The organism is Dongia deserti, from assembly GCF_003574735.1.
Taxonomy (GTDB): domain Bacteria; phylum Pseudomonadota; class Alphaproteobacteria; order Dongiales; family Dongiaceae; genus Dongia_A; species Dongia_A deserti.
In genome coordinates, this window is record NZ_QORW01000031.1 from 14,379 (window position 1) to 41,022 (window position 26,644).

At 63.7% G+C, this 26,644-nt stretch carries 24 protein-coding genes and 1 tRNA gene; 14 read left to right on the plus strand and 11 right to left on the minus strand.

Annotated elements, in window-relative coordinates:
* The first annotated feature begins 173 nt into the window (after window positions 1-173).
* Window positions 174-1,928, plus strand: a complete 1,755-nt coding sequence (locus DTX69_RS28715; protein ID WP_162917660.1) for an ABC transporter ATP-binding protein — start codon at window positions 174-176, stop codon at window positions 1,926-1,928.
* Between the two features lie 45 nt (window positions 1,929-1,973).
* On the opposite strand, the gene DTX69_RS28720 is transcribed toward DTX69_RS28715, so the two are convergent.
* From DTX69_RS28720 to DTX69_RS28730, 3 genes are read right to left on the minus strand one after another with little or no spacing between them, the layout of a single operon-like run.
* Window positions 1,974-3,674, minus strand: coding sequence for an ABC transporter ATP-binding protein (locus DTX69_RS28720; protein ID WP_119305032.1), 1,701 nt, complete (start codon window positions 3,672-3,674; stop codon window positions 1,974-1,976).
* Window positions 3,671-4,375, minus strand: a complete 705-nt coding sequence (locus DTX69_RS28725; protein ID WP_162917661.1) for a hypothetical protein — start codon at window positions 4,373-4,375, stop codon at window positions 3,671-3,673. The genes DTX69_RS28720 and DTX69_RS28725 overlap by 4 nt, the downstream gene beginning before the upstream one ends.
* A 7-nt stretch (window positions 4,376-4,382) precedes the next feature.
* Window positions 4,383-6,362, minus strand: a complete 1,980-nt coding sequence (locus DTX69_RS28730; RefSeq protein WP_119305034.1) for a hypothetical protein — start codon at window positions 6,360-6,362, stop codon at window positions 4,383-4,385.
* Between the two features lie 180 nt (window positions 6,363-6,542).
* Here DTX69_RS28730 and DTX69_RS28735 point away from each other — a divergent pair, with 180 nt between their 5' ends.
* The 4 genes from DTX69_RS28735 (at window position 6,543) to spt (ending at window position 10,903) form a co-directional block, all read left to right on the plus strand.
* Window positions 6,543-8,279 carry a fatty acyl-AMP ligase gene (locus DTX69_RS28735; RefSeq protein WP_119305035.1) on the plus strand — a complete coding sequence of 579 codons (1,737 nt, stop codon included), beginning with the start codon at window positions 6,543-6,545 and terminating at the stop codon, window positions 8,277-8,279.
* Window positions 8,279-9,226: an NAD-dependent epimerase/dehydratase family protein gene (locus DTX69_RS28740; protein ID WP_162917662.1), complete on the plus strand. Its 948-nt coding sequence runs from the start codon at window positions 8,279-8,281 to the stop codon at window positions 9,224-9,226. The genes DTX69_RS28735 and DTX69_RS28740 overlap by 1 nt, the downstream gene beginning before the upstream one ends.
* A 166-nt stretch (window positions 9,227-9,392) precedes the next feature.
* A complete protein-coding gene (locus DTX69_RS30875) occupies window positions 9,393-9,671 on the plus strand; it encodes an acyl carrier protein (RefSeq protein WP_284736134.1) in 279 nt (92 codons plus the stop codon).
* An 8-nt stretch (window positions 9,672-9,679) separates the two neighbouring features.
* A complete protein-coding gene (spt, locus tag DTX69_RS28750) occupies window positions 9,680-10,903 on the plus strand; it encodes a serine palmitoyltransferase (RefSeq protein WP_119305037.1) in 1,224 nt (407 codons plus the stop codon).
* Window positions 10,904-10,976: 73 nt separating this feature from the next.
* Here the strand turns inward: spt and DTX69_RS28755 are convergent, their stop codons facing one another.
* From DTX69_RS28755 to DTX69_RS28765, 3 genes are read right to left on the minus strand one after another with little or no spacing between them, the layout of a single operon-like run.
* Window positions 10,977-11,888, minus strand: a complete 912-nt coding sequence (locus tag DTX69_RS28755; protein WP_119305038.1) for a hypothetical protein — start codon at window positions 11,886-11,888, stop codon at window positions 10,977-10,979.
* 9 nt (window positions 11,889-11,897) lie between these two features.
* A complete protein-coding gene (locus tag DTX69_RS28760; protein ID WP_119305039.1) occupies window positions 11,898-12,857 on the minus strand; it encodes a diacylglycerol/lipid kinase family protein in 960 nt (319 codons plus the stop codon).
* Window positions 12,854-14,008 (minus strand): CDP-alcohol phosphatidyltransferase family protein, encoded by a 1,155-nt coding sequence (locus tag DTX69_RS28765; protein WP_284736135.1) that lies wholly within the window; start codon window positions 14,006-14,008, stop codon window positions 12,854-12,856. Before DTX69_RS28765 ends, DTX69_RS28760 begins: the two co-directional genes overlap by 4 nt.
* Window positions 14,009-14,166: 158 nt before the next feature.
* On the opposite strand from DTX69_RS28765, the gene DTX69_RS28770 reads away from it, so the two are divergent.
* The 8 genes from DTX69_RS28770 to DTX69_RS28805 all read left to right on the plus strand — a co-directional run bounded on the left by DTX69_RS28770 (window position 14,167) and on the right by DTX69_RS28805 (window position 21,941).
* Entirely contained in the window at window positions 14,167-15,081 is a 915-nt protein-coding gene (locus tag DTX69_RS28770) for a metallophosphoesterase family protein (protein ID WP_119305040.1), read from the plus strand.
* Between the two features lie 98 nt (window positions 15,082-15,179).
* Complete coding sequence (locus DTX69_RS28775; protein WP_119305041.1) at window positions 15,180-15,623, plus strand: HIT family protein; 444 nt, start codon at window positions 15,180-15,182, stop codon at window positions 15,621-15,623.
* A gap of 13 nt (window positions 15,624-15,636) precedes the next feature.
* On the plus strand, window positions 15,637-16,839 hold the full coding sequence (gene lptF, locus DTX69_RS28780; RefSeq protein ID WP_119305042.1) for an LPS export ABC transporter permease LptF: 1,203 nt from the start codon (window positions 15,637-15,639) through the stop codon (window positions 16,837-16,839).
* On the plus strand, window positions 16,836-17,927 hold the full coding sequence (locus tag DTX69_RS28785; RefSeq protein ID WP_162917663.1) for an LptF/LptG family permease: 1,092 nt from the start codon (window positions 16,836-16,838) through the stop codon (window positions 17,925-17,927). The genes lptF and DTX69_RS28785 overlap by 4 nt, the downstream gene beginning before the upstream one ends.
* Window positions 17,928-17,933: 6 nt before the next feature.
* A complete protein-coding gene (locus DTX69_RS28790) occupies window positions 17,934-19,136 on the plus strand; it encodes a CDP-alcohol phosphatidyltransferase family protein (protein ID WP_119305044.1) in 1,203 nt (400 codons plus the stop codon).
* An 89-nt stretch (window positions 19,137-19,225) separates the two neighbouring features.
* Entirely contained in the window at window positions 19,226-20,017 is a 792-nt protein-coding gene (locus tag DTX69_RS28795; RefSeq protein ID WP_284736136.1) for a sterol desaturase family protein, read from the plus strand.
* An 11-nt stretch (window positions 20,018-20,028) separates the two neighbouring features.
* Window positions 20,029-21,174 carry a hypothetical protein gene (locus DTX69_RS28800; RefSeq protein WP_119305045.1) on the plus strand — a complete coding sequence of 382 codons (1,146 nt, stop codon included), beginning with the start codon at window positions 20,029-20,031 and terminating at the stop codon, window positions 21,172-21,174.
* A complete protein-coding gene (locus DTX69_RS28805) occupies window positions 21,171-21,941 on the plus strand; it encodes a nucleotidyltransferase family protein (RefSeq protein WP_284736137.1) in 771 nt (256 codons plus the stop codon). Before DTX69_RS28800 ends, DTX69_RS28805 begins: the two co-directional genes overlap by 4 nt.
* Before the next feature lie 34 nt (window positions 21,942-21,975).
* Here the strand turns inward: DTX69_RS28805 and DTX69_RS28810 are convergent, their stop codons facing one another.
* Complete coding sequence (locus DTX69_RS28810) at window positions 21,976-22,704, minus strand: phosphocholine cytidylyltransferase family protein (RefSeq protein ID WP_119305046.1); 729 nt, start codon at window positions 22,702-22,704, stop codon at window positions 21,976-21,978.
* A 205-nt stretch (window positions 22,705-22,909) separates the two neighbouring features.
* Between DTX69_RS28810 and DTX69_RS28815 the strand changes: the two genes are divergently transcribed.
* Window positions 22,910-22,984: transfer RNA gene (locus DTX69_RS28815), tRNA-Asn, on the plus strand.
* Between the two features lie 195 nt (window positions 22,985-23,179).
* Here DTX69_RS28815 and DTX69_RS28820 read toward each other — a convergent pair.
* The 4 genes from DTX69_RS28820 to DTX69_RS28835 form a co-directional block, all read right to left on the minus strand.
* Window positions 23,180-23,566, minus strand: a complete 387-nt coding sequence (locus tag DTX69_RS28820) for a hypothetical protein (protein ID WP_119305047.1) — start codon at window positions 23,564-23,566, stop codon at window positions 23,180-23,182.
* A complete protein-coding gene (locus tag DTX69_RS28825; protein WP_119305048.1) occupies window positions 23,559-24,020 on the minus strand; it encodes a hypothetical protein in 462 nt (153 codons plus the stop codon). Before DTX69_RS28825 ends, DTX69_RS28820 begins: the two co-directional genes overlap by 8 nt.
* Window positions 24,021-24,261: 241 nt before the next feature.
* Complete coding sequence (locus DTX69_RS28830) at window positions 24,262-26,343, minus strand: LamG-like jellyroll fold domain-containing protein (RefSeq protein ID WP_119305049.1); 2,082 nt, start codon at window positions 26,341-26,343, stop codon at window positions 24,262-24,264.
* A gap of 12 nt (window positions 26,344-26,355) precedes the next feature.
* Window positions 26,356-26,577: a cold-shock protein gene (locus DTX69_RS28835; protein WP_119305050.1), complete on the minus strand. Its 222-nt coding sequence runs from the start codon at window positions 26,575-26,577 to the stop codon at window positions 26,356-26,358.
* Window positions 26,578-26,644 lie beyond the last annotated feature (67 nt).

Here is a 26,644-nt window from a genome sequence, read left to right on the forward strand (position 1 = left end):
AACAGGAATCCACGGCAATCGACCCGCGCGCAATGTGCCGTTTTGCCGCAAATCTCGCAGAAATTCAATTCGTTAGGGGCCTATTCGTTGACTTGCGCCGGAGGAATGCTATCAACCGGCAGCGTGATCGCGGCCCCGCCGGAGATGTGGGTGCCGCCAGCAACCGAGACAGGATGACCGACCTTTCGCCACAAACCTCGACCCTCGCGGGCGCCATACGGATCGTTCGCATCCACGGCCTTGCCCGCCAGGTGCCGCTGGTGTTGGCCATGGTGCTCACCGGGCTGCTGGAGGGTATCGGCATCGCGTCGCTCTTCCCGATCCTTTCGATCGTCACTCAGGGGAACAGCGAGCCGACGCGCCTCAATCAGATGATCGAAGACGCACTGGCCTTCCTCCACTTGCCCCTCAATCTGGAGGTGCTTTGCCTGCTGGTCGGCGTGACCATCTGGCTCAAGGCTATCGTCGGCATGGTCGTTGCGCGCGCCCTTGGTCACATTGGCGCCAAGATCGCCCAGGAGATCCGGCAGCGCCTTCTGCAGGCGTTGGTCGGCGCCAAATGGGCGTATTTCACGATCCAGCCGGTCGGGCGGTTCGTCGCCGCCGCGACCACGGAATCGGGTTGGGCGTCCACCGCCTTCCGCAATTCGTTGCAGGTGATCGAGCAATCGATACGCACGGCGATCTTCTGCGGCCTGGCACTGTTCATGGGCTGGAAGATGGCCGCGGTGGCGATCACCATGGGCGTGCTCATGGGCTTGTCGCTGCGGACGCTGACCAGGGCCGCCCACCTGGCCGGGCGCGAACGGCAGCGCGCGATGCGCAGTATGGTCGTCGAGCTGAATGACGTGCTGGCCGGATTCAAGCCGTTGAAGGCCATGCACCGGCATGCGGGCCTGATCGGCGAACTGATCAAGGATGCCAAGCGCTTGCGAAAGGCCGTCAACGGCTTGGTAGTGACGGAAACCTTGTCGATCGGGCTTCCCGACCTGATCCAGACCTACCTGCTGGCAGCGGGCGCATACCTTGCAGCGCGGGTCCTCGGCTCGCCGATCGATCTGGTGATTGTCGCCGGCGTCATCTCCTTTGCGGTCATGACCAACATCTCGCGCGTGCGCAAGGCCATGACGCAGTTGGCGCAGTCCGACGCGAGCTATTGGACGCTGCTCAGCACGGTCGCGGAGGTGGAAAAGGCGACCGAGCGCTTCGAAGGCACGCGCCCTCCCACGCTTGCCGTCGGCTGCGAGTTGCAGAACGTCAGCTTCTCGTATGGCCGCGGACCCGTTCTGACCGACGTCACGCTCGAGATTCCGGCGGGGCGGATCACGACTCTGATCGGCGAATCCGGCTCCGGCAAGACGACCATCGCCGACCTCCTGCTCGGCCTTTATGCACCGGACAACGGTACCGTCACGGTGGACGGCGTCGATCTGCGCGATATCGACATTACCCGCTGGCGCTCCCTGATCGGCTATGTGCCGCAGGAGATCATCCTGTTCAACGATACCATCATGGCGAACGTCAGCCTCGGTGATCAGGAGATCGACGAAAACCGCGTGCGCGCTGCTCTCGAAGCCGCGGGCCTGGGTGCATTGTTGGCCGAATTGCCGGAAGGGCTCCAGACGCCGATCGGGGAGCGCGGCTTCAAGCTGTCCGGCGGCCAACGTCAGCGCATCGCCTTGGCGCGCGCCCTGGTCCATGAGCCGAAGCTGCTGATCCTGGATGAAGCGACCAGCGCGCTCGACCCGACCACCGAAGCCGAAATCTGCGCGACGGTCGCCGCTCAGGCGGGCCGCATGACGGTGCTGGCGATCACACATCAGCCCTCCTGGGTCGAGCGCGCGGATCGCATCTACCTGGTCGAGAGTGGCAGGGTGCGCGCCGTGGAACGCGCAAGCCTTCATCGCGGCATCCGCGCCGCGAACTAGGTGCAGCGGGATTGCCGTCCGACCGCGGGCGCTCGCCGACGGGACCTATACCGCGTCGGTGGTGACCCGTCCCTGATCCATGCGCAGGATGCGATCGGCGGCATCCATCCAGGTCGACTGGTGCGTGATGGCCAGGATGGTGCGGTTGCCGCGCAGTCCGCGCACGGCATCGCAGATTTCCCGCGCCGTCGCGCGATCAAGAGCGCTGGTTGCCTCGTCCAGGATCAGCAGTTCCGGATTGTGGATCAGCGCGCGCGCGATCGACAGGCGCTGCTTCTGCCCGCCCGATAGCAGGTTGCCACGCACACCGATCACTTCATGCAATCCCCGCGGCAGCGCCGACACGAATCCCCAGGCCCCCGCGAGCCGCAGGGCCTCGATCGCCTGCTCTTCGCTGATCGATCGATCGCCCAGGGTGATGTTCTCCTGCACCGTGTCATTGAATAGGATGTTATCCTGCGGGATATAACCGATCTTGGCGCGCCAGCGCGCCAGGTCCACATCGCTCAACGGCATGCCGTCAATCAGTACCTGGCCGGAATCCGGCTCATGCAGTCCAACGAGCAAGTCGGCGATCGTGGTCTTGCCGGCTCCCGAAGGCCCGATCAAGGTCGCAACTTCGCCGACAGGCAGCGTGAAGTCCGCGGACTTGACAATGCCCTTGTCACCATAGCCGAAGCTCACGTCGCGGAAGTCGCACTGCTTGCCGAGATGGGCGACCTTGCCGCCATGCAGCGTCTCGGCCTCCTCTTCCATGGCCCGTGTCAAGCGAACGATCGACCAGAATGCGACACCGTCGATGGCGATGCGCTGCATGGCGCCGCGCATGGTGGAAACGCCGTTCGAAATCCGGCGCAACAGCCAGACGACGCCGATCAGTTCGACCAGGCCGAGGTTGAAGTAGGTGTAGCCGACGTAGAACCCGCCGATCACCATTGTGGCAAGAAGCGGCTCTTGGAGGGCGCGCACCGCCGTCTCGCTGTAGAACTCGCGCACCGCCGATTTCTTGAGCTCGTCGACCTGCGCAGAAGCGAAGCGCGTGAGATAGGCTTGGCGATTCATCGCGCGCAGGCTCTTGATCGAGGTCAGCAGATCGTTCATCGCGCTCGACAGCATATGGATGCTGCGCCACTTGGCTCGCCCTGCCCGCCGCGCCATGCCGACGAACCGCGCTACCGCCAGCCACAGGATGATCGCAGCCACGATCGCGGCGACCGAGAACTGCCAGGAGATCCAGAGACAGCCGATGAGGTACGTCAGCGTCTCCGTCAAGCGCGCGGCGAAGTTGCCCGCGGCGCGGTAGGCGGACTGCGCGCGTTCCGCTTCGTCGCTGAGCGCGGCAGAGAGACGCCCCGCCGGCGTGCTGATGATGTGTGACCAGCGGGCGCGCACGATGGCCTCGATCAGGCGCAGGCGCATATGCGTCGACATGCGCGCCACCTCGCGCCCGACATAGATGAGGCCAGCGCTCGTCAGGGTGAACTTCAGCGTGATCATCACGCAGAGGAACAGCAGCAGCGCACCCAAGGTCGGCGACAGCCCGATGCCGCTCAGCAAGCCAGTGACGACCTCGGTCGCGGGCGACGGCTTGATCTCCTCGCCGGACGCGACGCCGATGATCGGCCACAAGCTGGCGATCGAGAGATTCTCCGCCGCCACGCCGAACAGCATGGCAAGCAGGATCAGGCACTGCCGCCGCCAGCCGGTATAGAAAAAGAGCCGGAAGATTTCGCCGATCGACTTCATTGCGCCGCTGCTTGGCTTTGGCCCTGACCCTGGAACGGCCGCAGCGATAGCGCAATCGCCTCGAGCGGTCCACCCCTGTTCCGTCGGCAAGCCTGTTCCACCCAGGCCGGATCTGCATGGGTGACCATGCCGGTGACGAACGGCAGACCCAGGAAATGCGCGCTCGCCAGGCGGTGCGTTCCGCGCCGCATGTGGACAATGCCGCCATCCGCCGTGATGCCGAAGCAGATCTCGTCATCGCCGCGATAGGCGTAGCCGTGCTGCTGCAGGCTGCGGAACAGCTCCAGATAGGTGAAGTAATAGTCCAATATCCGCTGCTCGGTGTCACAGAGGACGCCGCGCGCATTGACGGGCATCCCCTCCTCCGCCGATTGCTTCAGCCAGCGATAGAGCCGGGTAGACCGATAGTCATCGCCATGGGCCGCGAAATCCTCGACATCGCGATAGGTCGGCAGCTCCGCGATCGGGCGCAGCTCGCGGGAGCTCCGCAGCGGCACCACAAAGCGCTGTTTGAGTCCCGCCATGGTGCGCGTGCCGAGCTTGCCCAGCACTTGTCGCGGATCGACGGCGATGCGCGCCGCTGGCTCCAGCTCGGCGCGGATGATGTCGCCATAGCGCCATGCGGGATTCCAACTACCCGGCGCAGCCGCCAAGGCAGCCCGCACCAATCGCGCGCGGATCGTTGCAGAGTCGCGGGGCAAGATCGGCTCAATATCCCCAGAGATGCTGCAATCCGACAGCGCCGTCCGGCGACAGCCCGATTACATGCGCGGTGAGGTCGGCATCGGCCGACAGAACCTGCAAGGCGGCAATGCCGCTCTCACCCACATGCTCCTTCAGCCGCGCCATCACGTCGTCGAGCCACACGATCTGGCTGCCGAACGCCGGCAGCTGCATGTAGTGGCTGAGCCGCCGTCCCGCATGGTTGATGGCGGCGATCTCCACCTCGGCCGTCATGTCGTACTTGAGATTGCCGCTGCCATTGGCGACGAACACGCCGGTCCGATATCCATCGCGGCAGCGCACGCGGCCGATCACGTTGGTGCGACCCATGACGCCGATCGACGGATGCAGCCAGTGCGGCAGTGTCGGGACCACCGCGCCCAGGTTACGCCAGCTCGATTGGAATTCGGTCGCGTCCTGATCGCCGGTTTCAAGGTGCCGGGCCACGAGGTCCGCTGTCGTCACAAAGCGCTGCGGCGCGATGCCGATCTTCAGATGGTCCGGGCAGATCATCGCCCCAGCCACGCGGAACCGCTCGGGGCTGCCCCAGGCGTTCAGCACATCCTCGATGAAGGCCGGGCCGACGAAATCCTTGCGCCAGCGCATCTCGCCCAGGAACGCGCCGTCGACGCCGTAGAAGCGCAGCCAATAATGCTCGAACGGCGGGTTGGACGCGTCGAAATTGAAGCCGAAGGTCAGCTTCGATTTCCCGTGCGTGACCGGCACGAAGCACGGCTGGATCATGAAGCCGGCCGCAACCGCCTGCTCCACCACGCGCAGCTCATCCGGGCGGAACGCCGCATCCGCACGATCGTCGACGCCCACGCGGCACAGGTGATTGCCGGCGATGCTGCCTTGCTTACCGGGCTTGCTGAAGCAACCTTCCTCCAAGGCGTACCAGAACGAGGTGCCGTAGCCTTTATAGGAGGCGGCGAAATAGTCGCGCGCGTTGCTGGGCGTCTCGCGCCGCTCGAAATGCACCTCCTCCACGGGCCGCGTCCGCGAGCGCTTCTGCTCCTTCTTGTTGAGACCTGTGCCGATCACGATGATGTCGTCGGCACCCATGTCGAGATCGTAGTTTGGCACCGTCATCGCGACATGTCCGCCGCGGATCGCGGAATCGATCAGGCGGAACGGCTGCTCCTTATTCGGATTCTTGAAGAACTGGTGCGAGCCATGGATGATCGTGAAGGAATCCTTCCAGAACACGTCGGCACACATGCGGAACCGATAGTGCCGTCCGCGCGTCAGGTTCGGGTGGCTGACGTAGACCTTCAGGCAAACGGGTTCCGAGCGCTCCCCCGCGAATTCCTTGAGGTTGATATTGATCGACTGGCTGGGGCCAAGCACCTGGTAGCGCCGTTTGATCCCGTCCTCCGAAATGATCTCGAACCGGAATTGCAGCGGGTCCTTGATACCGAAGAACTCCTCGAAGTGATTGAAGACCAGTGCATCGACGTCTTCGATCTCTTGCGGGATCGCGGCCGTGCCGGCGCAGAACTCCCAATTGTCCGCGATCCAATGCACCGGCACCAGCGGCGCATGCGCCAAGGTGTTGCGCAGCGTCAAGCGGAACTTGGTCGCCACGTCCGGGCCGCCCACAACGACCGCTTGGCAGCTCTTCAAATGCTCGCCGGTGAGCGGCAGCGCGCCGAGCGGCTGATCGACCACGAAATCGTTCGACAGCCACAGGCACTCGATCTCGCCGGCCTGCATCTTGAACGAATCGAAAAATCCCTTGTCGGCATGCACGCCGACTTTCGTAACCTGATCGGCGCGCAGCAGCTTCAACACGTCGGCGATGGACTGGCTGACTTGGGTCCTCTCGCTTGCCGGACCGCCCGCGGACGGATGCGTTCCTGCTTTGAATTTCGTTGCTTTCTTGGCATCGCCGAGTCCAAGCAGTGAACCCAATGACCGGCCGGTCTTGCCAGCTTCCTGTAGTTCTAGATCGGCGGTTTTCATGACCCCAGTTCCATGAACGTTATGATTAAAGCGCGATAAACGCGATAAACGCGGCAAACGGCCGTTCGGCCTTCGCCTTCGGGCAGCTTGCCGATTCGAGGCGCATTTGCTAAGCAGCGCGAAATCCTAACGGCGGCTGCGGCCCCTTTGCAATCAATCGTTTATGCGGCACAAGGTCCCATGAGTCTACAGGCGACCCCCACCACTAGCCAGGGGCTGGCGACGCGACGGAGCGACTTCGACACGATTTGCGAAGCGCTGGACTACGCGGCGCGTGGCGAGACCGGCTTCAACTTCTTCACCGCCAAAGGCGAGCTGGCCCAGGTGCTGACCTACCGCGAATTGCGTGAGCGGGCGCGGGATTTCGCCCAGGGCCTCGTGCGGTTGGGCCTTGCCAAGGGCGATCGGGTGCTGCTGATCGCGGACACCGATCCCGAGTTCATGGTCGCCTTCTGTGGCTGCCAATATGCCGGGGTGCTGCCGGTGCCGGTGGCGCTGCCGATGACCTTGGGTGGCCGTGCCGCCTATATCGATCAGCTTCGGCAGCAAATGATCGGGTGCGGTGCTGCCGCCGCGATGGCCCCGGATGGATTTCTAACCTTCTTGACGGAAGCGGCGGAGGGCCTGGACCTGAAGCTGGTGGGTGGGCCGATGGACTTCGCCGCCTTGCCGCGCACCGGCGCCGATCTGCGTCCCTTCGGCAAGGACGATCAGAGCTATCTGCAGTTCTCTTCGGGCAGCACGCGCTTCCCGAAGGGCATCGACATTCCGCAGCGTTCCATCATGGCAAACGCCAACGCCATCACGCTCGACGGCCTCGACATCAATCGTGGCGATCGCTGCACGTCGTGGCTGCCGCTGTATCACGACATGGGCTTGGTCGGCTTCATGCTGGTGCCGCTCACGACGCAGATGTCGATCGATTACATTGCGACCCGTGACTTTGCCCGCCGGTCGCTGACCTGGCTGAAGCTTATCGCCGATTACGGTGGGACGCTCTCCTACAGCCCGAGCTTCGGTTACGAACTCTGCACGCGGCGCCTGCGCGAAGGCACGGACGTCAGTCTCGATCTCAAGCGCTGGCGCGGCGCCGGCATCGGCGGCGACATGGTGCAGCACCCGATCCTGCAGAAATTTGCCGATGCATTCGCACCCTATGGCTTCCGCCCCACGGCCTTCGTGCCGAGCTATGGCATGGCGGAGACCACGCTCGCCATGAGCTTCGCGCCATTGAACCAGCGCTATGTCGTCGACGAGATCGACCGCGAAGCACTGGCTCATCGGAACCTGGCGGCTCCTGGTCCGAGCGGCCCCAAGACCCGCGCCTTCGTCGCCTGCGGGCGCGCGCTGCAGGGCCACGAATTTCAGATCCGCGATGATGCCGGCCGCATGCTGCCGGAACGCAGCGTCGGACACATCTTCTTCCGCGGTCCCAGCGTGATGGGCGGCTATGACCGGCAGCCGGACCTGACGGCGGAAATTCTGAGCGCAGATGGCTGGCTGCAAACCGGCGATCTGGGGTATCTGCTGGATGGGCAGATCGTGATTACCGGCCGTGCCAAGGATCTCATCATCCTCAACGGCCGCAATATTTGGCCGCAGGACCTCGAATGGTCGGCGGAGGAACTGCCCGACCTGCGGCGCGGCGACGTCGCAGCGTTCTCTGTCGAGGAGAATGACAGCGAGACGGTGGTGATACTCGTGCACTGCCGGATCGGCGATCCCGACCAGCGCGAGAAGCTGCGGCGCGACGTCTACGCCTTGCTCCAGCGAGCGCACGGCGTCGAGGCGCGCGTGGTTCTTGTGCCGCCCAAGGCCCTGCCGCAGACCTCGTCCGGCAAACTCAGTCGCTCCAAGGCGAAGGCCAACTACCTGAGCGGCGCCTACGAGCAATTCGACGCTGCTGTGGGCGCCTAGTGGGAAAACTCGCGGCCGTCACTGGCGCCACGGGCTTCATCGGCCGACAGGTTGTCACCGCCTTGTGGCGTCAGGGCTGGGGCGTGCGCGTCCTTGCGCGCCGGCATCCGGCTGAGCTGCTGTCTCCTCACCACGGCTTCCAGCTGGTGCTCGGTGACCTAGACGACTCGTCGGCCTTGGAGCGGCTGGTCGAGGGGGCCGATGCCATCATCCATCTGGGCGGCATCGTGAAGGCGCCGCGCCGCAGGGATTTCTACAGCGTCAACGAAGGTGGCACCCAGCGCCTGCTACTGGCGGCCGCCCGCGCGGCGCCCGCCGCCATGCTGGTTCACGTCTCGAGCATCGCGGCACGCGAGCCTCGCCTCTCTCCTTATTGCGACAGCAAATACCGGGCGGAACAGGCCGTGCGGGGGCTGGCCGGCGACCGGATATGGACCATCCTGCGCCCGCCCGCGGTCTACGGGCCCGGGGATCGGGAAATCCGGCCGATATTCACGGCCGCCAAGCTTGGCATCGTCCCTTATCCGGCGTCACCCGGCGCCGCCCTGTCCATGATTCATGTCGCCGACCTCGCGGAAGCCATCGCAGCCTGCCTGACCCGCTCCGGGCCTCCACAGGCCACGTTCGAGATCGATGACGGCGTGCCAGGCGGCTATCGCTGGCCAGACATCCTGAGCGCCTTGGGGGAAGCTGTCGGACGCAAGCCGGCAGGCCTGCGCCTGCCCCGCGCCGGGCTTTTGGCCGTTGCCCAGGCCAACCGCTTGATGACGCGGATCGACGGACGGGCCCGCATTCTGCAGCCCCACAAGGTCGCCGAGATCTATTGGCCGGACTGGGTAGTCCACGGAAATCGGCTGGAGCAGGTATCGGACTGGCGGCCGGCATTCGATATCTGGCGCGGATTCCGCGATGCAGCGAAATGGTATGCAGCTGCTAACATGGTTTAGAAAATTAACCGGTTAGCCCTTTGATTCGATTGGGTTGTAACAATCGGTAACAATTTGTCATTTAACCCTAACGCCCAAATGCAAGACATATGTGGCCCGGGGAATCGGCGGGTCTGTCATAGGCATGTCATCGCCGCAGTTAGCGACAGGAAAAGAGTTATAGATCGTGGGCACCGCAGCCATCCAACAGAGTTCAGCTCTGACCAAGGACGGAATTTTCGTCGAGATCGCCCGCCTGCTTGAGCGCTTTCGGGCCGGCGAGGCAACGATCACGTCGGAAACGGTGATCGCCGAGGACCTGACGATGGATTCGCTGCAGGTCATGGATTTGATGATGGAGCTGGAAGACCGCTTCGACGTGTCCATCCCGCTCAATTTAGTACCGGAAATCGCGACGGTCGGTCAGCTTGCCGACACGATCTACGCGAGCAAGACGGGGGCATAGGGGGAGTTATGGGTTTGCTTGATCGCTTTAAGACGATCCGTGAGGTGCACGGAGCCGTAAAGGCGTGCGGCGCCGATCCCTTCGGCGTGAAGATGGATCGCATCGTCTCCGCCACGGAAGCCGTCATCGAGGGCCGTCCGACCATCCTCTGCGGCTCGAACAACTATCTCGGCCTCACCTTCGATCCCGATTGCATCGCGGCTGCGCAGCGCGCGACGGAGGAGTTCGGCACCGGCACCACCGGCTCGCGCATCGCCAATGGCTCCTACTTCTGCCACAAAGCGCTGGAAACCGATCTCGCCGACTTCTACGGCAAGAAGCATTGCATGGTCTTCACGACCGGCTACCAGGCGAATCTGGGCGCCATCTCCACGCTGGTCGGTCCCGGCGACTTCGTGATCATCGACGCCGACAGCCATGCCAGCATCTACGACGCGTGCAAGCTCGGCAGCGCGACTGTCATCCGGTTCCGCCACAACGACCCGGTCGACCTCGACAAGCGCCTGCAGCGCATCGCGCACGAGCCCGGCAACAAGCTGGTGGTGGTCGAAGGTATCTACTCGATGCTGGGCGATCACGCGCCGCTCAAGGAATTCGTCGAGGTCAAGAAGAAGCACGGCGCTTACATCCTGGTCGATGAAGCCCACTCCATGGGCGTCATGGGCAAGACCGGCCGCGGCCTCCTGGAGCAGGAAGGCGTGGACGCGGACATTGATTTCGTGACCGGTACCTTCTCCAAGAGTATGGGCGCGATCGGCGGCTTCCTGGTCTCAGATCATCCGGACTTCGATATCCTGCGCGTCGCGTGCCGGCCCTACATGTTCACCGCTTCGATGCCGCCGTCACTGGTCGCGTCGGTGCGTGCCTCGCTCGCGAAGCTGCGCGCGCATCCCGAACTGATGGTGCGGCTGTGGCGCAACGTCGACACGCTCTACCATGGGCTGGAGGCCGCCGGCTTCAAGCTCGGCCGCCAGAAGGGCCCGGTGGTCGCGGTCCACATCAACGACCCTGCGCTCGCCGCGCGGGCGTGGCATGGCCTGCTGCAGAACGGCGTCTATGTGAACCTGGCGCTCCCGCCGGCGACGCCTAGCGGGACTGCCCTGCTCCGCTGCTCTGTCTGCGCCGCTCACTCGACGGAGCAGCTGCGGCGCGTGACCGACGTCATCACTAAGGTTGGCCTGGAGCTCGGCATCATCGCGGACCGGTCGGTCCGGATCGCAGCCGCCGAATAACAGGCATCTCTCCAGAATTCTGAAGCAGCGCGTCTCGCACGAGGCGTGCTGCTTTTGATTCGTCCATGTGTCGCTACCGAAATGCGCCGCGGCGGTAAAGCTTCCAGGCCAAGACAGGCGCCGAGAGAAGCGGATGGCGCCGCTGCCAGTCCGTTACCGGCAGCACCACGCCGGAGTGCCGCTTCACTTTCCACAGCACGTAGTCGAGCGCACCATCGAAGGTAAACGTCGCTTTGACCAAGCGCGCGAAGTTGAGCAGTTTGCTGATCCGCCGCCTCCGGCGCCAGGCCGCAGTGAACGCCGCTGCGTCGGCTTGGCCTTCTTCGCCGATGATGCCGCGCACCAAGGCATGGACGCGCCGATAGCGCTCCGCATCCGCGTTCACCAACTCGGTCGCGCGATCGCGGCCTTCGGATCGCACTTCGGCGCGATAGGTCTCCTCGAATGCGCGCTGCCAGATCGCGTCGGCAGCCGCACTCCGATCGACCAGCGGCAGTACGCTAGCAAGCATCGTCAGCGTCGCTTCGGTGCAAGCGCCTGCAACGGCTTGCAGGACCTGCGGATTGCGCGACCATACCAGCCGGCTTTGCTGCGAGAATCGCGCCCACAACGACACATTGTCCGTCGTGCGCGACGTGCCTTCCTGAAACTGCGCGAGCGAGATCACCGCATATTTGCACCGGAGCGTCGCGCCTTCGTGCTGCGCCTCGAGATAGAACACGTTGGGCGGCAGGATCCGGTTGGCCAGCGCCGTCATAGCGCCGGCGTAGGCCGTCTTGTAGTCATCGACCAGCAGATAGAAGTCGAGCAGTGAATCCGCGAGCAGGCTTTCCGGACGCCGCAAGCAGGAACCATAGAACAGCACCGCCAACGCTGCGTTGGGATGGCGCGCGCGAACTGCATCCGCCATGGTTCGCACGGCGGGCGCGACCGGCTGTGCCAGTTCTTGCGCGATAAGGGCAGTCAGTTCCGCGCGCGCATCCATGATGGCCGCTTAATACCGGTGAAACTCGATCACGGGCCCGGCGCTCAGCTCGACATGGCCGTGCGGGCCCGGATCGAACACCTCGCCATCCACCACGATCGGACTGGTGAGGTGCAGCGAGATGCGATCGGCCCGCGTGCTGGCATAGCCGGCATGATGCATCCACGGGCGCGGGCGCCCGCGCACCACGGAAAAGGCAGCACGGCCGAAGCGCGGTGCCGGAGAGGCGATGGTGGTGAGCTTGATCGCGCCGTGATCGTGGCCCCAGAACGGCATCACGCCCGGCAGCAGGCGCTCGAGCGTCGTCGCGAGTATGAAGAGATAAGGCGCCTCTTGCGGCGGCGAGCCATTGAGGCCGATTGCCACGCGCTCGCCGCGCAGGCCGGACCGCTCGCCCTCGCCGTGCAGCAGCAGACGCATCACCGACCACACGATGCCGGCCTTGGTGGCCAGACTTTGCCGGAAGCCGACGCGGTGCATATCCCGGCGGGTCAGCCGCGTGCCCTGATAGAACCCCACCGCCCCAGCGAGGAAGCCATACTCGGTGCGACCCCTGCCGCTGCACTTCACGGCGATGGCCGCGCGCCGCATTGTTTCCCCCGGGTCGCCGCTGCGCGTGCGGCTCAGGATGCGCCGCAACGCATCGACCGGTGAATTGGGGACACCGACATCGTGCGCGATGACATTGGTCATGCCGCCGCCGACCAGCGTAACGCGCGGCAAGTGCGAAAAAGGCGAGCGTTCAAACAGCTCGCCGAGCACGGCTTGCACCGTGCCGTCGCCGCCATTGATCACCAGATGCTCGACACCCTTCCTCTCGAGTGCCGCCAAGGCAGCGGGCATCGCATCGATGCACGTAAAGCTCCTGTGCGTGACGTCGGGGAACTCCGCCATCATGCGCTCGATCGCCGGCAATGCGCTCTGATTGCGGCGGCTGTGCGCATTGCTGAGAACGCCCACGCGCATCATGTAGGGGACGACCCTGCGTGCGCCTGCAGCCAGGAGACCGGCGCGCGTCCGCGCAACTGCGCGGCGAAAGCCTGGCCGATCCGGATGCAGTGGAAGATGAAGCTCGCGATCATCCACCAGGCGACCGCCACCAGTCCCGTGTCCGGCGCTTGCAGCAGTGCGGCAATGGTCAGGATCAGCAGGTTTGGATTGCGCCGTGCAGTGATCAGGCGGAACCACGAATCCACCGGCCGCCAGGTATGGATCTCGATGCCGAAGCGCCAGATGAACAGGCCTTCCTGCAGGCGGCCGGCGATATAACCGAAGATCACCACCCACAACGCCCACTCCAGGCTCGGCGCGAGGTACGGCCCAAGACCGAGGAACCACGCATAATACCAAAAGGGCGGATGCAGCAGGTCGATGCCGTGATCGAAGACGTCACCAACCTTGGTGGACGTCAGCGTGCAGCGCGCGAGCTTGCCATCGACCGTATCGAGAAAGCACATCGCCCATGCCGCCAAGAGCCCAGTGATGAACCAGGCCTGCCAGAACAGATAGGTAGCCAGCAGCACGAATCCGAAGCTGACCCAGGTCACGACATTCGGCGTGATGCCATGGCGCGCGCACCAGCGCGTCGCCGCCAACGCCGGCACCGGCCAGACGTATTTCGTGACCACATCGGTCACGCCTTTGTAGGAGCTGCCGAACAAGGCACGCTCGACCGCGGCCGCGTCTGCCCCGTCCAGCGGCAGCAGCACCGGCTCGGCCCGCTTACGCAGCGCCTTCTGATAGGCGCTGGCGAGGGTCGCGGCGTCCTGCATAATGAAGTTCGCGGCGGCGGCTTCATCCAACTCGGCGACGAGCGCGAACGCGGCACGAATATTCTCCGCGCCCTCGCCATGCGCCGCGACGATCTCGCCGTTCTCCGCCTTGAGCGCCACGCCGGGCGCATTGATCATCGCCTTGATCAGTGCCTCGTCGAAGGCGTAGTCGGCGCGGATCGCCACCGCTGACCCCTGGCCCGACTCAAGTTCGCCCGCCGGCAGCTCCGCCTCGACCCCGGCGCGGTGAAAGGCACGGCGCAGGCGTTCACGGGGCGACAGGCTGAATAGAGTGAGGTCGCTGTCGCCGATCAGGCAAAAGGCGATGCTGGCGCGCTCGGCCGACACAAATAGGGACTCCGGTGGGATCGATAAGCGGATGAGGAATATCGGGCGCCGGAGCCGGCGTCCATAAGGAAATTCAAGTACTTCCGGGCAGACGCCAAGGCTTGACGCAAGCTCGAAAATACGGCCAAACAGGCGCCCAAGATAGGGATTCCACGACCATGTTTGCCCTTGCCCATCTATCGGACCCGCATTTGGCTGGCTGGTCGGTTGACCGGCCCTCGGCTTTGGCCAACAAGCGGGTCACCGGCTGGCTGTCTTGGCGCCTGAACCGCCATCGGATCCATCTGCCGCAGGTGCTCGACCTCATGCTGGCGGACATGGCGGAGCAGCCGATCGATCACATCGCCGTGACCGGCGATCTAGTGAATATTTCCTTGCCGCAGGAATTCGAAGGTGCCGCCCGTTGGCTGCGTAATCTCGGCACTGCCGACATGGTGACGGTGATTCCCGGCAATCATGACGCGTATGTGCGCGTGCGCGGCGATGAAGGTATCGCACGGTGGCGCGACTACATGACCGACATGGCATGGGAGCGTGCCGATGGCGCGCCACCAGCCGATCCCTTTCCATTCGTGCGCAAGATCGGGCCGCTGGCACTGATCGGGCTGTCGAGTGCTGTGCCGACGCCGCCCTTCTTCGCCTCCGGTACGCTGGGCTCCTCACAACTGAGCGTGCTGCGCGACATCCTGGCGCAACTCGGCGCTGAGGGCGTGTTCCGGGTCGTGCTGATCCATCATCCGCCGCTTTATGGGAAGGGGCATCGCCGCAAGGCCCTGACGGACGCGAAGGAGTTCAGCGAGGTGGTGCGCGCAGCCGGTGCGGAATTGGTCCTGCACGGCCACATGCACATGGCGAGCCTGGGCCACATCGATAAGATCCCCGTTATCGGAGTTCCATCCGCGTCCGCCCTGCGCTGGCACCATAAGGATGCCGCGGCATACAACATCTATCGAATCGGTCAGGCGAACGGGGCCTGGCGATTAGGTGTTGAAGTTCGCGGATTAACGAATAGCGAAGATCGCTTCGTACCCAGTGGCAGCTACGAGTTAACCATTCCCGCATTGCGGCATTGACATTCCGGCGCAGCACGCGATTGTGCTAGCAAATCAGGGAACCGGTCGTCGGATTTCGGCGCCGACCTGAGCTTAAAAGACAGGGAAGCTGAGGGCAGATGGCAACCCCGAATGCGACGGCCGTCAAGTTCGGCCATCCGGCAAGCTTGATTCGCGAGTACCGGCACTGGCTGGTTCTGGCTCGTCCCCAACAGGTGACCCTGGGGTCGCTCGTGCTGGTGTGCAGCAATGCGGCGCGCGCCTTCTCGCAGATCTCGGTCCGGGCGTTCGAGGAGCTGGCGCAGGTGACGGCCGATCTGGATGCCGCGCTTACCCGCTGCTTCCAACCGGACAAGTTGAACTATCTGATGCTGATGATGGTCGATCCTGACGTCCATTTCCACGTTCTGCCGCGCTATGGAAGCGCGCGCGAGTTTGCCGGACGGAGCCATAGCGATCGCTTCTGGCCGAAGCCGGTCGACCTGACGCAGCCGGTGGACGCGGACGCTGCCCTCAGCACCGCCGTGCGGGACGCGTTGCGCGCCGCCTGGCGCAAGGATTGAGGCGCCGGGCGGGATGTTCAAGCTGTCGCTCATCGATCGGTACATGCTGAAGCGCGTATGCTGGCCCCTGGCAGGCGCGATCGTGATCGGCATGGCGGCATTGCTGCTCGAGCGCCTGATCCGGTTGCTCGACCTGTTCGCCAATCGCGGCGGCCCGCTGACATTGATCCTCAAGATGCTGGGCAATCTTGTCCCGCATTACCTCGCCATCGCAATTCCGGCGGCGTTTTTCGTCGGCATCCTCTATGCGACGCTCCGCCTCTCCAACGATAGCGAGCTCGACGTCATGCGCGCGAGCGGTCTTTCGCTGCGCCGGCTTGCCGCGCCGATGCTGGTGATGGCGGTCGTTCTCACCGTTGCGTCCGCGATCATCCTGGGGTTCCTGCAGCCCTATACACGCTACGCTTATCGTGCGCTGGTCTATCTGGTGACCGAGACATCGTGGAACTCAGCGATCGAACGCGGCGCCTTCTTCAGCGGCTTCGGCGGTAAGACGATCCTGATCGGCGACATTGCCGACGGCGGGCGCACGTTGCGGCGGATCTTCATCCAGGAGACGGACGAGAAGGGCAACAATATCGCGCTCTCAGCCCAGACCGGCGAGCTCAGGAACGATCCTCGGACGTTCTCCCTGACCTTGGTCCTGCGAGACGGAGTACGTGTCGATTCCAAGCCGGACGGCACCGGCGGCAAGGCATCCACTTTCAAAGAGTCCAGCCTGCCTCTGGAGGTGGTCGCGCCCGAGCCATTCCGCGAAAATCGAAAGGAATCGGAGTTGTCGTTGTTGCAGCTCGTTCGGGCTCATGTGGAGAAGTGGCCAGGCGTGGACCGTGAGGACGTCCTGGCCGAAATCAATTACCGCGTCGTTCGAACGTTGACCGTTTTGTTTCTGCCGTTGCTCGCCATCCCGATGGGCCTGACATCCCGACGCCAGCCGACGAGTATCCGGATCGTGGTCGGTATCGCAATCCTGATCATCTATTACCAGCTGCTGCAGTTCGGGAAGGACATGGCGGAGAATGCCCGCATGTCCAGCTTCCTCGCGCTGTGGGTCCCGTTCTTCGTGTTCGCCCTGGGCAGCACATATATGTTCCATGTCGCGAACTCGCGCCTCAATCAGGATCCGTTTGCGGTGCTGTTCGGCAGCATCGAGGATTGCTCGCGCTGGATCAAAGGGCGGTGGGCTTCGCTGTTCCGCCGCAAGCGTACGGCATGATGACCTTCACACGCTACGCGCTTAAAACGTTCCTGTGGAACTTTGGTGTCCTGTGGGTGAGCTTCACCTCGATGCTGCAGATCGTCGATCTGCTCAACAACAGCGACGAGGTCCTGGACCGTCACCCGCGTGATTTCGGCGCCGTGGTGGAATATGCCGTCTGGCGCCTGCCTGAGCTCGCAGTCTTCCTCATCCCCTTCAGCGTGCTGATGGCAGCGCTACTGTCCTTGGCGAAGTTCGAGCGCAGCAACGAGACGCTTGCCCTGAAATCAGCTGGTGCACCCTATTACCAGATCCTCCTGGCCTTCCTGCCCGCGGTCGGTCTGGTCGCGGTCCTGCATTTCGCACTGACGGATCAACTGGTCCCCCGCGCCATCAATCACCTGATGGAACGCGACCTCTACGTCGACAAGAAGAGCAAGAACGACGAGGGAGAAGACCAGCGCGTCTGGGTGCAGGATGGCGACACGATCGTCGAGGTCGGCCAGGTCGAGAATCAGGGGCTTGAGCTCTTCAACATGCGCCTCTATCGGCGCGACGATCTCGGCAACATCACGGATCAGAGGTTCGTGCGCCACGCGACCTTTGACGTTACGACGCGCAAGTGGACCTTTGAGAAGATCGAGGACACGAAAGTCCTGCCCGGCCGCCCGACCGAGATCACGCGGATCGAGACAGATACCTGGGACACAAAGCTGGGCCCGCAAGAGTTCTCGGAGCTGATCGAGCGGCCGCAAGCCATGACCACCGCGCGTCTGTGGAGCTTCGCCACATCCGCGCAGATCGGCGTGCGCCCGACCTACTTCTATGAAACGTGGCTGCAGAAGCGCGTCGCCTTGCCGGTCAGCTCCATCCTGATGATCCTGTTGGCGGCACCGGTGGCGTTGAGCTTCGGCCGGCGTGACAAGGGCGTTGCTTCGGGCATGGCGATCGGGTTCGGCCTCGGCTTCCTCTATTTCATCACCGAAGGGCTCGTGCAGTCCCTGGGTGAGAGCGGGGCCGTGCCGCCCTTCTTCGCGGCGTGGCTGCCGGCCCTCTTGTTCGCCAGTATCGGTGGACTCTGGTTGATCCGGCTCGAAGGTTTCTGACCCCTGATGTTCATTGTTTGGATCGATGCCGCGCGCGGCGCCGGTGAGCGCGTATTTGGATTGACTCTTCTGGAGCGGCATCTGAAGGCGCTGAAACATCGCAAGCTGCAGCCTGGCGAGGTGATCATCGACCTGGGCGAGAGCGCGGCCGATGATCCGCCGGAAGCCAAGCGCAAATGGCCCTTCCCGCTCCGCGTCGTGCGTCATGGCGGCACGATCGCGCAGCGCATTGCGCGGGTTGCCGGTGGCGCCCGCATCCTGGCGCTGGATGCGCAGACTTTAGTGGATGCGCGGCTTTATGATTTTCTCGTCCAGCAGCGGCACGACCTGGTGGCCGAGGATGGAGATGCCGCGATTGCCTGGATCGGCGATCCCATTTTACTCGACGCGAATGCCGCAGATCTGCGCAGCGCGGTGAGCGGCTCCCTGCCGCGACTGACCCAGGCCGAGTTCCCCGGCTTCATCCGCAATCTGCGCCGCACGCTGCCGTTCTACCTGTTCCGCATTGGCAGCGTCGAAGATCGGGCGAAGGTCGAGCGCTTCCTGTTCTGGTCGAACTACAAGGGCTCGACCGACTTCTTTACCAAGTACGTCTACCCGCCTCTGGTCTGGGTGATGGTGCGCCCCTTGGCACATGCTCACGTGCACCCGAACTGGGTGACCATCATTTCCATCATCCTGACCTTCGCCGCCGTTCCTTTGTTCGGCGGCGGCTATTTCCTCGCCGGCTTCCTCTGCGCCTATGGGATGAGCGTGCTGGATTCCGTCGACGGCAAGCTGGCGCGCCTGACCTTCACGGATTCGAAGATCGGAAACGTGCTGGATCACGGGCTCGATCTCGTGCACCCGCCTTTCTGGTACTGCGCCTGGGCCTACGGATTGTCACAGGGCGACGTTTGGTCGCCGGTCTTCCTGGCCTCGCTGGTGATGCTGCTGCTTTATATGGTCGACCGGCTGATCCTGAAAATCTATCCGACGCGCTTCGGACGCGGGCTCCATACCCATGGGCCGATGGATGGCTTCGTGCGCACCTTCATCTCCCGTCGCAACATCAACTTACCTTTATTTACAGTTGGTTACATCGCGGGCTTCGGAATCGAGACGATCTATCTGATCGTGGCGTGGCAGGCTGCCACCTGCCTCTACCACGGGGCCCGGACCGCGTGGATCCTGGCTTATGACCGGCCGGCGCCGGCGGGGTCGGCATAGGCCGCATAACTTGCGATAAATCTTTGATTCGCTTAGATTGCGGTCCACATTCAACGCAGCCATTTCGCGCCGAAAGCTAAAGAGTTCGCATGGTCCGCTGGGGCTTCTGGAAGAACCGTACGCACAACCTCGCCCGCATGTCGATGGGCGATCTGATCGTTGCGTTCTTCAGCTACTACGCTGTGCTGGTCTATCTCGGCTTCGCGGGTGCCAGCCTGTGGCTGACCGCGCTATGGTTCGATGGCTGGTTGGCGCTGATCGCCGCCGGCATCTTTGCCGCTCTGGTCTATCCGCTCTCCTGGTATGTGCTGCACCGCTGGGTGCTGCATGGGCAATATCTCTATCGTTCGCCGCTGACGGCCAAGGTCTGGAAGCGGATCCACTTCGATCATCACCAGGATCCGCACAATCTGGTTGTGCTGTTCGGCGCGCTCTATACGACGATCCCGACCATCGCGCTGGTGACCATTCCGGTTGGATACTTGATCGGGGGCAAGTCGGCTGCCGCCCTCGCGTTCGCCATGGGCATCCTGTCGACGCTGTTCTACGAGTTCTGTCACTGCGTGCAGCATCTCAACACGACGCCGAAGAGCGCCTTCATGCGCCAGATCAAGAAGTACCATCTGGCTCATCATTTCCATAATGAACAGGGCAATTTCGGCATCACCAATTTCCTGTGGGATCGCATCTTCCGCACCTATTACGCCGAGCCGAAGCTGCGCCCAAAGAGCACCACGGTTTTCAACATCGGCTACACCGACGAGATGGCGCAGCGTTATCCCTGGGTCGCGGCGCTCAGCAACGGCACGCGCGGCGATGCCAATCCGCGGCGGTTCCGCTCCGAACAGGGCGAGGCGCCGAGCCCGCGCGCCGGCCACTAACGCCGTATCCGATGTCTCCCGGTCCAGTCGTCGTCCAGCCGGTCGCGAGCGGTCGCGATCTCGATGAGTTCGTCGCGCTGCCGAAGCGGCTCTATCTCGGACAGAAGGGCTACATCGCCCCGCTCGATCTTGAGCGCAAGGAAACCCTGAACCGGAAGAAGAACCCGTATTTCCAGCACGCCGATGCTGAGCTGTTCATCGCCCGCCGCGCCGGCGAGGTCGTGGGGCGCATCTCCGCGCAGTTCTGCCGGCTGCACCAGGAGAAATATAGAAACGATGTCGGCCATTTCGGCTGGATCGATACGATCGACGACATCAACGTGATGCGCGCGCTCTCAGGCGCCGCTGAAACCTGGCTGAAGGCGCACGGCGCCAGGCGCATCCTTGGTCCCTTCAGCTTCTCTTCCAACGAGGAATCCGGCCTGCTGGTGGACGGATTCGATGCCACGCCGATGTTGATGATGCCCTATCACCTGCCCCATCAAGGCAGGTTGATCGAGGCTTGCGGCTTCGCCAAAGCCAGGGACCTGCTCGCCTACACCGTCGATAAGGCGACCTATCACGCGGTCGGCAGTAACCGCATGCTGGACAAGATCCAGAGTGACGGCCGCATCCGCCTGCGCCCGCTCGACATGCAGAACTACAAGCCGGACCTCTCCGCGCTGCTGCAGGTATTCAACGATGCCTGGTCCGGCAACTGGGAAATGGTGCCGTTCGCGCAATCGGAGATCGAGGCGGCCGCAGCCAGCATGAAGCCGCTGATCGACCCCGACTTGGTGGTGATCGCGGAGATCGACAACGAAGTCGCCGGCATGCTGGTATGCCTGCCGAACCTGTTGGAAGCGATCCGTGACCTCGACGGCAGCCTGCTGCCGTTCGGCTTTGCGAAGCTGCTGTGGCGCCTGAAGCGCAAGACACTGAGGACGGCGCGCGCTCCATTGATGGGTATCCGCAAGAAGTATCACGGCACCCTCACCGGCGCGGCGCTGCTGCCGCTGCTGTTCCATCGGCTGAAGGAGCCATTCTTCGCGCGAGGCCTCGAGCAGGTGGAGCTATCTTGGATCCTGGAAGACAATCTGCCGATGCGCCGTGTGCTCGAAGGCATCGGCGCGAAGGTCTACAAGACGTATCGCGTCTACGAAAAGGCGATCACGTGAACGCGCTGATCCTGGCCGGCAGCCGCGGCCCGGACGACCCGATGGCGAAGGCGGCCGGCGTCTCGCACAAGGCTCTGCTGCCGGTGGCCGGTGTCCCCATGCTGCTGCGCGTGGTGACGGCGGTGCGTGCCACACCCGGCATCGAGCGGATCCATGTCTGCATCGAGGATGCACGCGTGATCGCTCAGGTGCCGGAGCTCGAGGCCCTGCACCGCGCCGGCACGTTGGACGTGGTGCCTGCGGCTGAGAGCCCAGCCGCCAGCGTCGCTGCCGCCCTGCGCCGCATCGACCTGTCGCAGCCGTTGCTGGTCACGACCGGTGATCATCCGCTGCTGACGCCGGCGATCCTGCAGCGTTTCCTGGAGGCTGCGCCCGCCGCATGCGACCTCGCCGTTGCGCTGGCGCCTTCGGACGTCGTTTCGGCCGCCTATCCCGGCGCGATCCGCACCTTCTATCGCCTTGGCAAGCGGCGCTTCAGCGGGTGCAACCTGTTCCTGGTGCGCTCGCCCAATGCCGCGCGCGTTGCCGAGTTCTGGCGCCGTATGGAGGCTCATCGCAAGCGCCCGCTGCGCCTGATCTGGGAAATCGGGCCGCTGGCATTGATCAAGGTCCTGCTCGGCCTGATGGATGCCGGGCAGGCTTTCGCTTACCTGTCGCGGAAGGCCGGTGCGACGATCCGCCATGTCGAGCTGCCGATTGCGGAGGCCGCTGTCGATGTCGACAAGCCGGCGGATCTGGAACTGGTGGAGCGGATATTGCAGCGCTAGCACTGCACCCGCTGCCTCAATATAGGCGCGAGTGCTACGCCCACTCCTCGACCAGCTTGCTAACGCGCTCGAGGTCGGCGGGGAAATCCACCTCGCCCCAGGTCAGGCCTTCGATGTTGCAGGTGAGCACGTTGGCGCGCTCGGCGATCTGGCCGATCGCGCGCAGGTACCACCACTTCAGCCCTTCGGGCGTATGCATGATGTCATCGAGATAGTGGGTGAAGAGCTTCGGCCCCTCCCCGCGGAACAGCAGCATGCCGATGGATTCGCCGTCGGTGCGCTCGGGCGGCAGTGTCTTGCCGATATCCAGCAGCTTCTCGCCCTTCAGGTGCACTTTCATGTCGTCGGAATCATAGGATTCCTTCTTGTCGATGGTGACGGTGATGGGCGCCGCCGGGCTCGCCAGCAGCTTCTGGAAGATCCTGGGCTGGATCACGGTGTCGCCGTTCAGGATGACGAAGTCGCGGTCCATCTCGTGGCGCGCCATCCAGCAGCTCGCGAGATTGTCGGCGAGCTTGTAGAACGGATTGAAGATGGTGCGGATCTTGAGGTGCGGCCCTTCCAGGCGCTTCAGCAGCTCCTGCACGTCGCGCGCGTGATAGCCGACGACGACGGCAATGTCGTCCACGCCGCCTTGGGTCAGCGCCCAGACCTGCCACTCGATCAATGTCCGCGGGCCGATCGGCAGCAGGCACTTTGGCCGTCCTTCGGTCAGCGGCAGCAGGCGCGAACCCTGACCCGCGCTCAAAATGATTGCCTTCATGGATTGAACACCAAAGCACCCCGGGTAAGCGGCGCACCATTGTGAATAGTGCCAAATCTGTCAACCCCTTAGGGTGCCGCACCCGCCATTGGCCTAGGGCCGGGCCGGCCCTTGCTGGGCGTGGCAAAAAGGTTTACAGGCCGGAATCACGCGGTTATAAGCTGCCCCCTCAGGCTGCGCGGAGTCCGACCGCGCCGGGACCTGATCCCCGGTAGCTCAGCGGTAGAGCAACCGGCTGTTAACCGGTTGGTCGCTGGTTCGAATCCGGCCCGGGGAGCCAGTTTTATCAAGGGGTTAGAGAGCACATCTCTAACCCCTTGATTGCTTTCCAGGGGGTCAGGACAACGCGGGGGACAACAAACGGCGAATTTCGGCAGGGCCGCCGATCGGCCGCTTGACCAGACGCGAATGAAAAGCCCCGCCGCACGGCCGGGGAGGCAGGTGCGGCGGGGCGGATCCGGCGCAGCGAGGGGCGTTATGCGGCGCCTGGCGGATTGCGCGGCGCGATCGGCGGGGGCGCCTCCAGCCATCGGCGCGCGCGGTCGGCGAGGATGAAACCTAAACTCAGTGATTCCTCATCGCGCGGGCATTCCGGCCCGATCACATCGAAAACCAGAAACGTCAGCACGGCGTGTACGTCTTCGATGTCGTGAATCGCCCCGCGAAGGATGCGCCGCTCGAGCGCCTTCACCTTCTCATGATGCCGGACGCCTTGGAGCTGCGCGCTGTTCGCTCCGATCGGATGGAGCAAACACCCGAGCTCGGCGATCGGGCCGGCCAGGCTTTCCGCCGGTGGCGCTGGCGGCGCCGACCAGACGAGCTGCAGCTTCGCGCGGCGATCGGACTCGAGAAGATCACGCATGGCACACCTGCTCGCCGGCGGCGCGCCTGGCACGCACCATGCGGCGCACGACGCGGTTTGCGCTCTTCCTGTGCATGCCAAACAGCGCGGCGATCTCCGCGTCATGCCGGCCGGCCGCTGCGTGCCGCAGGATGCGCTTGTCGCGAAGCCGGCGCACCGCGCGACGGCCTTCGACGGAGCGCCACCAAGCGGCCAAGCGCACGCAATCCATGTGAAATCGGCGCGCGATCAGGCCGGCGGCTTCGTCGGGCTCCTTGCCGAACAGCACCAACCGGGTGACCAGCGCCGCGAGCTTGCGATAGCGTTCATTTCCTGCCCGCCGGCGCTCGAGCTCGCGCGTCAATTCATCGTCGCGATCGGCAGCTGCAAGCAGCTTGGCACCCAGCTCGGCCAAGTAGCGACCGATCGCGGCCTGCGTTGCCGGATCCGCCTTGGCGAAAATTTCCTCAAGCATGTTATGGCCCTCTCCCGATGGAACCAGGGTGCGGCCCTGGTGCCGGGGGCTTGGAACAGCCGTCAAGCTGCGGGCTTCTTCCCCTTTCGGGTCTTCTATCCGCCGCACCCCCGACTCAGAATCCGGGCATGAAAAAACGCTGGCTATCGGGAGCGCGGCCGTTGACGGTGTGTTCCAAGCACCAGGACGAACAATACGCCGCGCGCGCATAAGTGGCAATGGCATAGCGCCACGGCTTTTGTCATGCCACCTGCTCTCCGCCGATCGAATAGAAACCGCCCGGGTCGTTGACGTTCGAATATTCCGCCGCGATCCAGTCCGCACTGAGCGCACCTGCCCGCAGATAGACAAACCCCACCTTGCCGCGCCATTGCTCGTTGTTGCTGTCGTCCTCGCGGCCGACCAGGACCGTGTCCAGCGTGCTCGGCACGGCGTTGATGGTGGTCTGCGTGTTCTTGAGTGCGCCGTCGACATAGATCCGACGTCGGGTTGTGCCTTCATAGACGGCGTGCACGCGATAGGCTTGGTTGAGCGTCGGATTGATCGCGGGGCTGGGCTCGAGCCAGGAATTGTTCACGTCCCAGATCGCCAGCGATGGCGTCGCGCTGCGATAGGCAATGACTTGCCGAGTGTTGGTCGTGCCGGCCGCCTTGCGCCAGTAGGAAACAGCCGTGCGGTTCTGGCCGGCGGAGCTCATGGCGATGGTGGCGCCCAACGTGTAGGTCTGCAGCGATGCGCGGCCGGTTGCTTCCAGGTTCGCATCCGCCGCGAAATCGACGCCACCGCCAGCGCCACGCGCCATGTCGATCGGCTTCCACAGCGAGACATTCTCCGCCGTGCCGCCGTCGACCAGTTGGGCGAGCGCGTCACCAGCAGACCCAACGCCTTCATAGTCGCCGCTGGTCGCCTGCCCGAACAGCCCACTTTGATAGACCGTGCCGTCCCGCAAGACGCGGAACGTCTCGTCGAATTCGTCCGATGCCAACCAGAATGCCCCGCGCCACCAGGCGATACCCTGCCACTTGAAGCCGCTGAAGTTGGTCGATCCGATCGCGGCCGTCAGTGCAACCGAGCCTTCATAAGAACCGTCGACCGGATCGTATTTGTAGAGGGTCGCGCTGTTGACGTAATCGGTCACGTAGAGCAGCCCGTCGACCGGGCAATAGGCAATGCCGCTCGCCTCGTGCCCCTGAGCATCGATGTTGAAGGCCTGGATAAATGACAGGTCGGAAGCATCGAAGACCGCGATGTGGGGGTGATCGTAGCTTCCGCCCTGGTAGTATTCGATCGGGATGTAGAGCTTGCCATCGTGCACTTCTGGCGCGCCGCAATGGTCAACCTGCGGCGAAGTCGAGATGCCGCTGGCGCTGATCGGATTGGTGTTCTCCGCCACCAGAGTCCACGACAGATCATATTTCTTGATTCGGTTGGTGTCGGTCACGTAGTAGTGCGTGCCATCGGACGTTGCACCTTGGTGCGCGTTCAGATCGGGCGATGTCTCGACCTTCTCGAAGAAATTCGGATCGCTGTTGACCTGGATCGGATCCCCGCCGGTCCTATCGTCCGATGTCTCGCCAAACAGGAACACGGACTCGTAATCCGACCAGACGGCGTTGCGGCCGTTGGTGTCCGTCGCCGGCAGGAGATTGAGCGCGTGGTTGCCGTAGTGGATCTCCCACTCGTTATCAGATGCCGCAAGGACCGATGCGGCCTTGAAAAACAAGACGCCATCGTGATCGTGATAGTCGAACCGCGCCAGATCGATCGGCACTAGGGCGCCGCCGGTCGTTTTCACGCGGATGTCCCCGCCATCTTCCTTGACGCGCGACCAGAAGATCGATGCCATGTCGGATAGGCGGACCATCACAGGAAAATCCGTGAGGTCGGCCGCCACTTCGCCGGATGCGATGGTGATGGTTGCTTTGCGCGGGGTGGCTGGTGCGGCTGCTGTGATTACTGCGCCGGGAATGCCGATAGGGAACGCGCCGAGCCTGAAGGGCGCGCCGTTGTACGTTGCAAACGGCGCCGCAAAGGCCCCCGCCGCAAGCAACCGGCTGTTGACGGTATCGACCAGCGCCCAATAGGCGGCGTCGCCATCGCCAGTGCAGAGGCCGTCATTGAAGCCTGCGATGGTGACCTCGCGGCCCGACGGCGAGCGCGCCGCGGGCGCCGAGATCGATGGCGCAAGCCTGTTCCCCAGGCTGAACGTGCTGGTCGCCGCGAGATAGGTCGCCGGCAGGGCCGAACAGATGTCGATTCGGTTCACCTCGTTGGTGAGGACCTCGAGGCCTTCATCGAGCACACGGTCATTCAGATAGCTCACCTGGTCGACTCCCTACGCCGCTTCAGCGCTTGCGATGATCCGCGCATCCTTTGCCTGGAAGCGGCCGTCAGGCGCGCGCGCGATGGTGAATTCGATCGTGTCGCCGGCGTCAGGCTGAGTGCCGGGCGCGAAGGCGCTGATGTGGCAGAAGGTCTGCGTGCCATCGGGCTGTTCGACGAATCCGAAGCCCCGGCCACTGACCCATCGCACGATCGTTCCTTGATGCTTATCCATGGCGGTCCTTTTTCAAAAAAACTGCCGAGGCGAAAGTCATTCGCCTCACTCGGTTGGACTCGGCCGG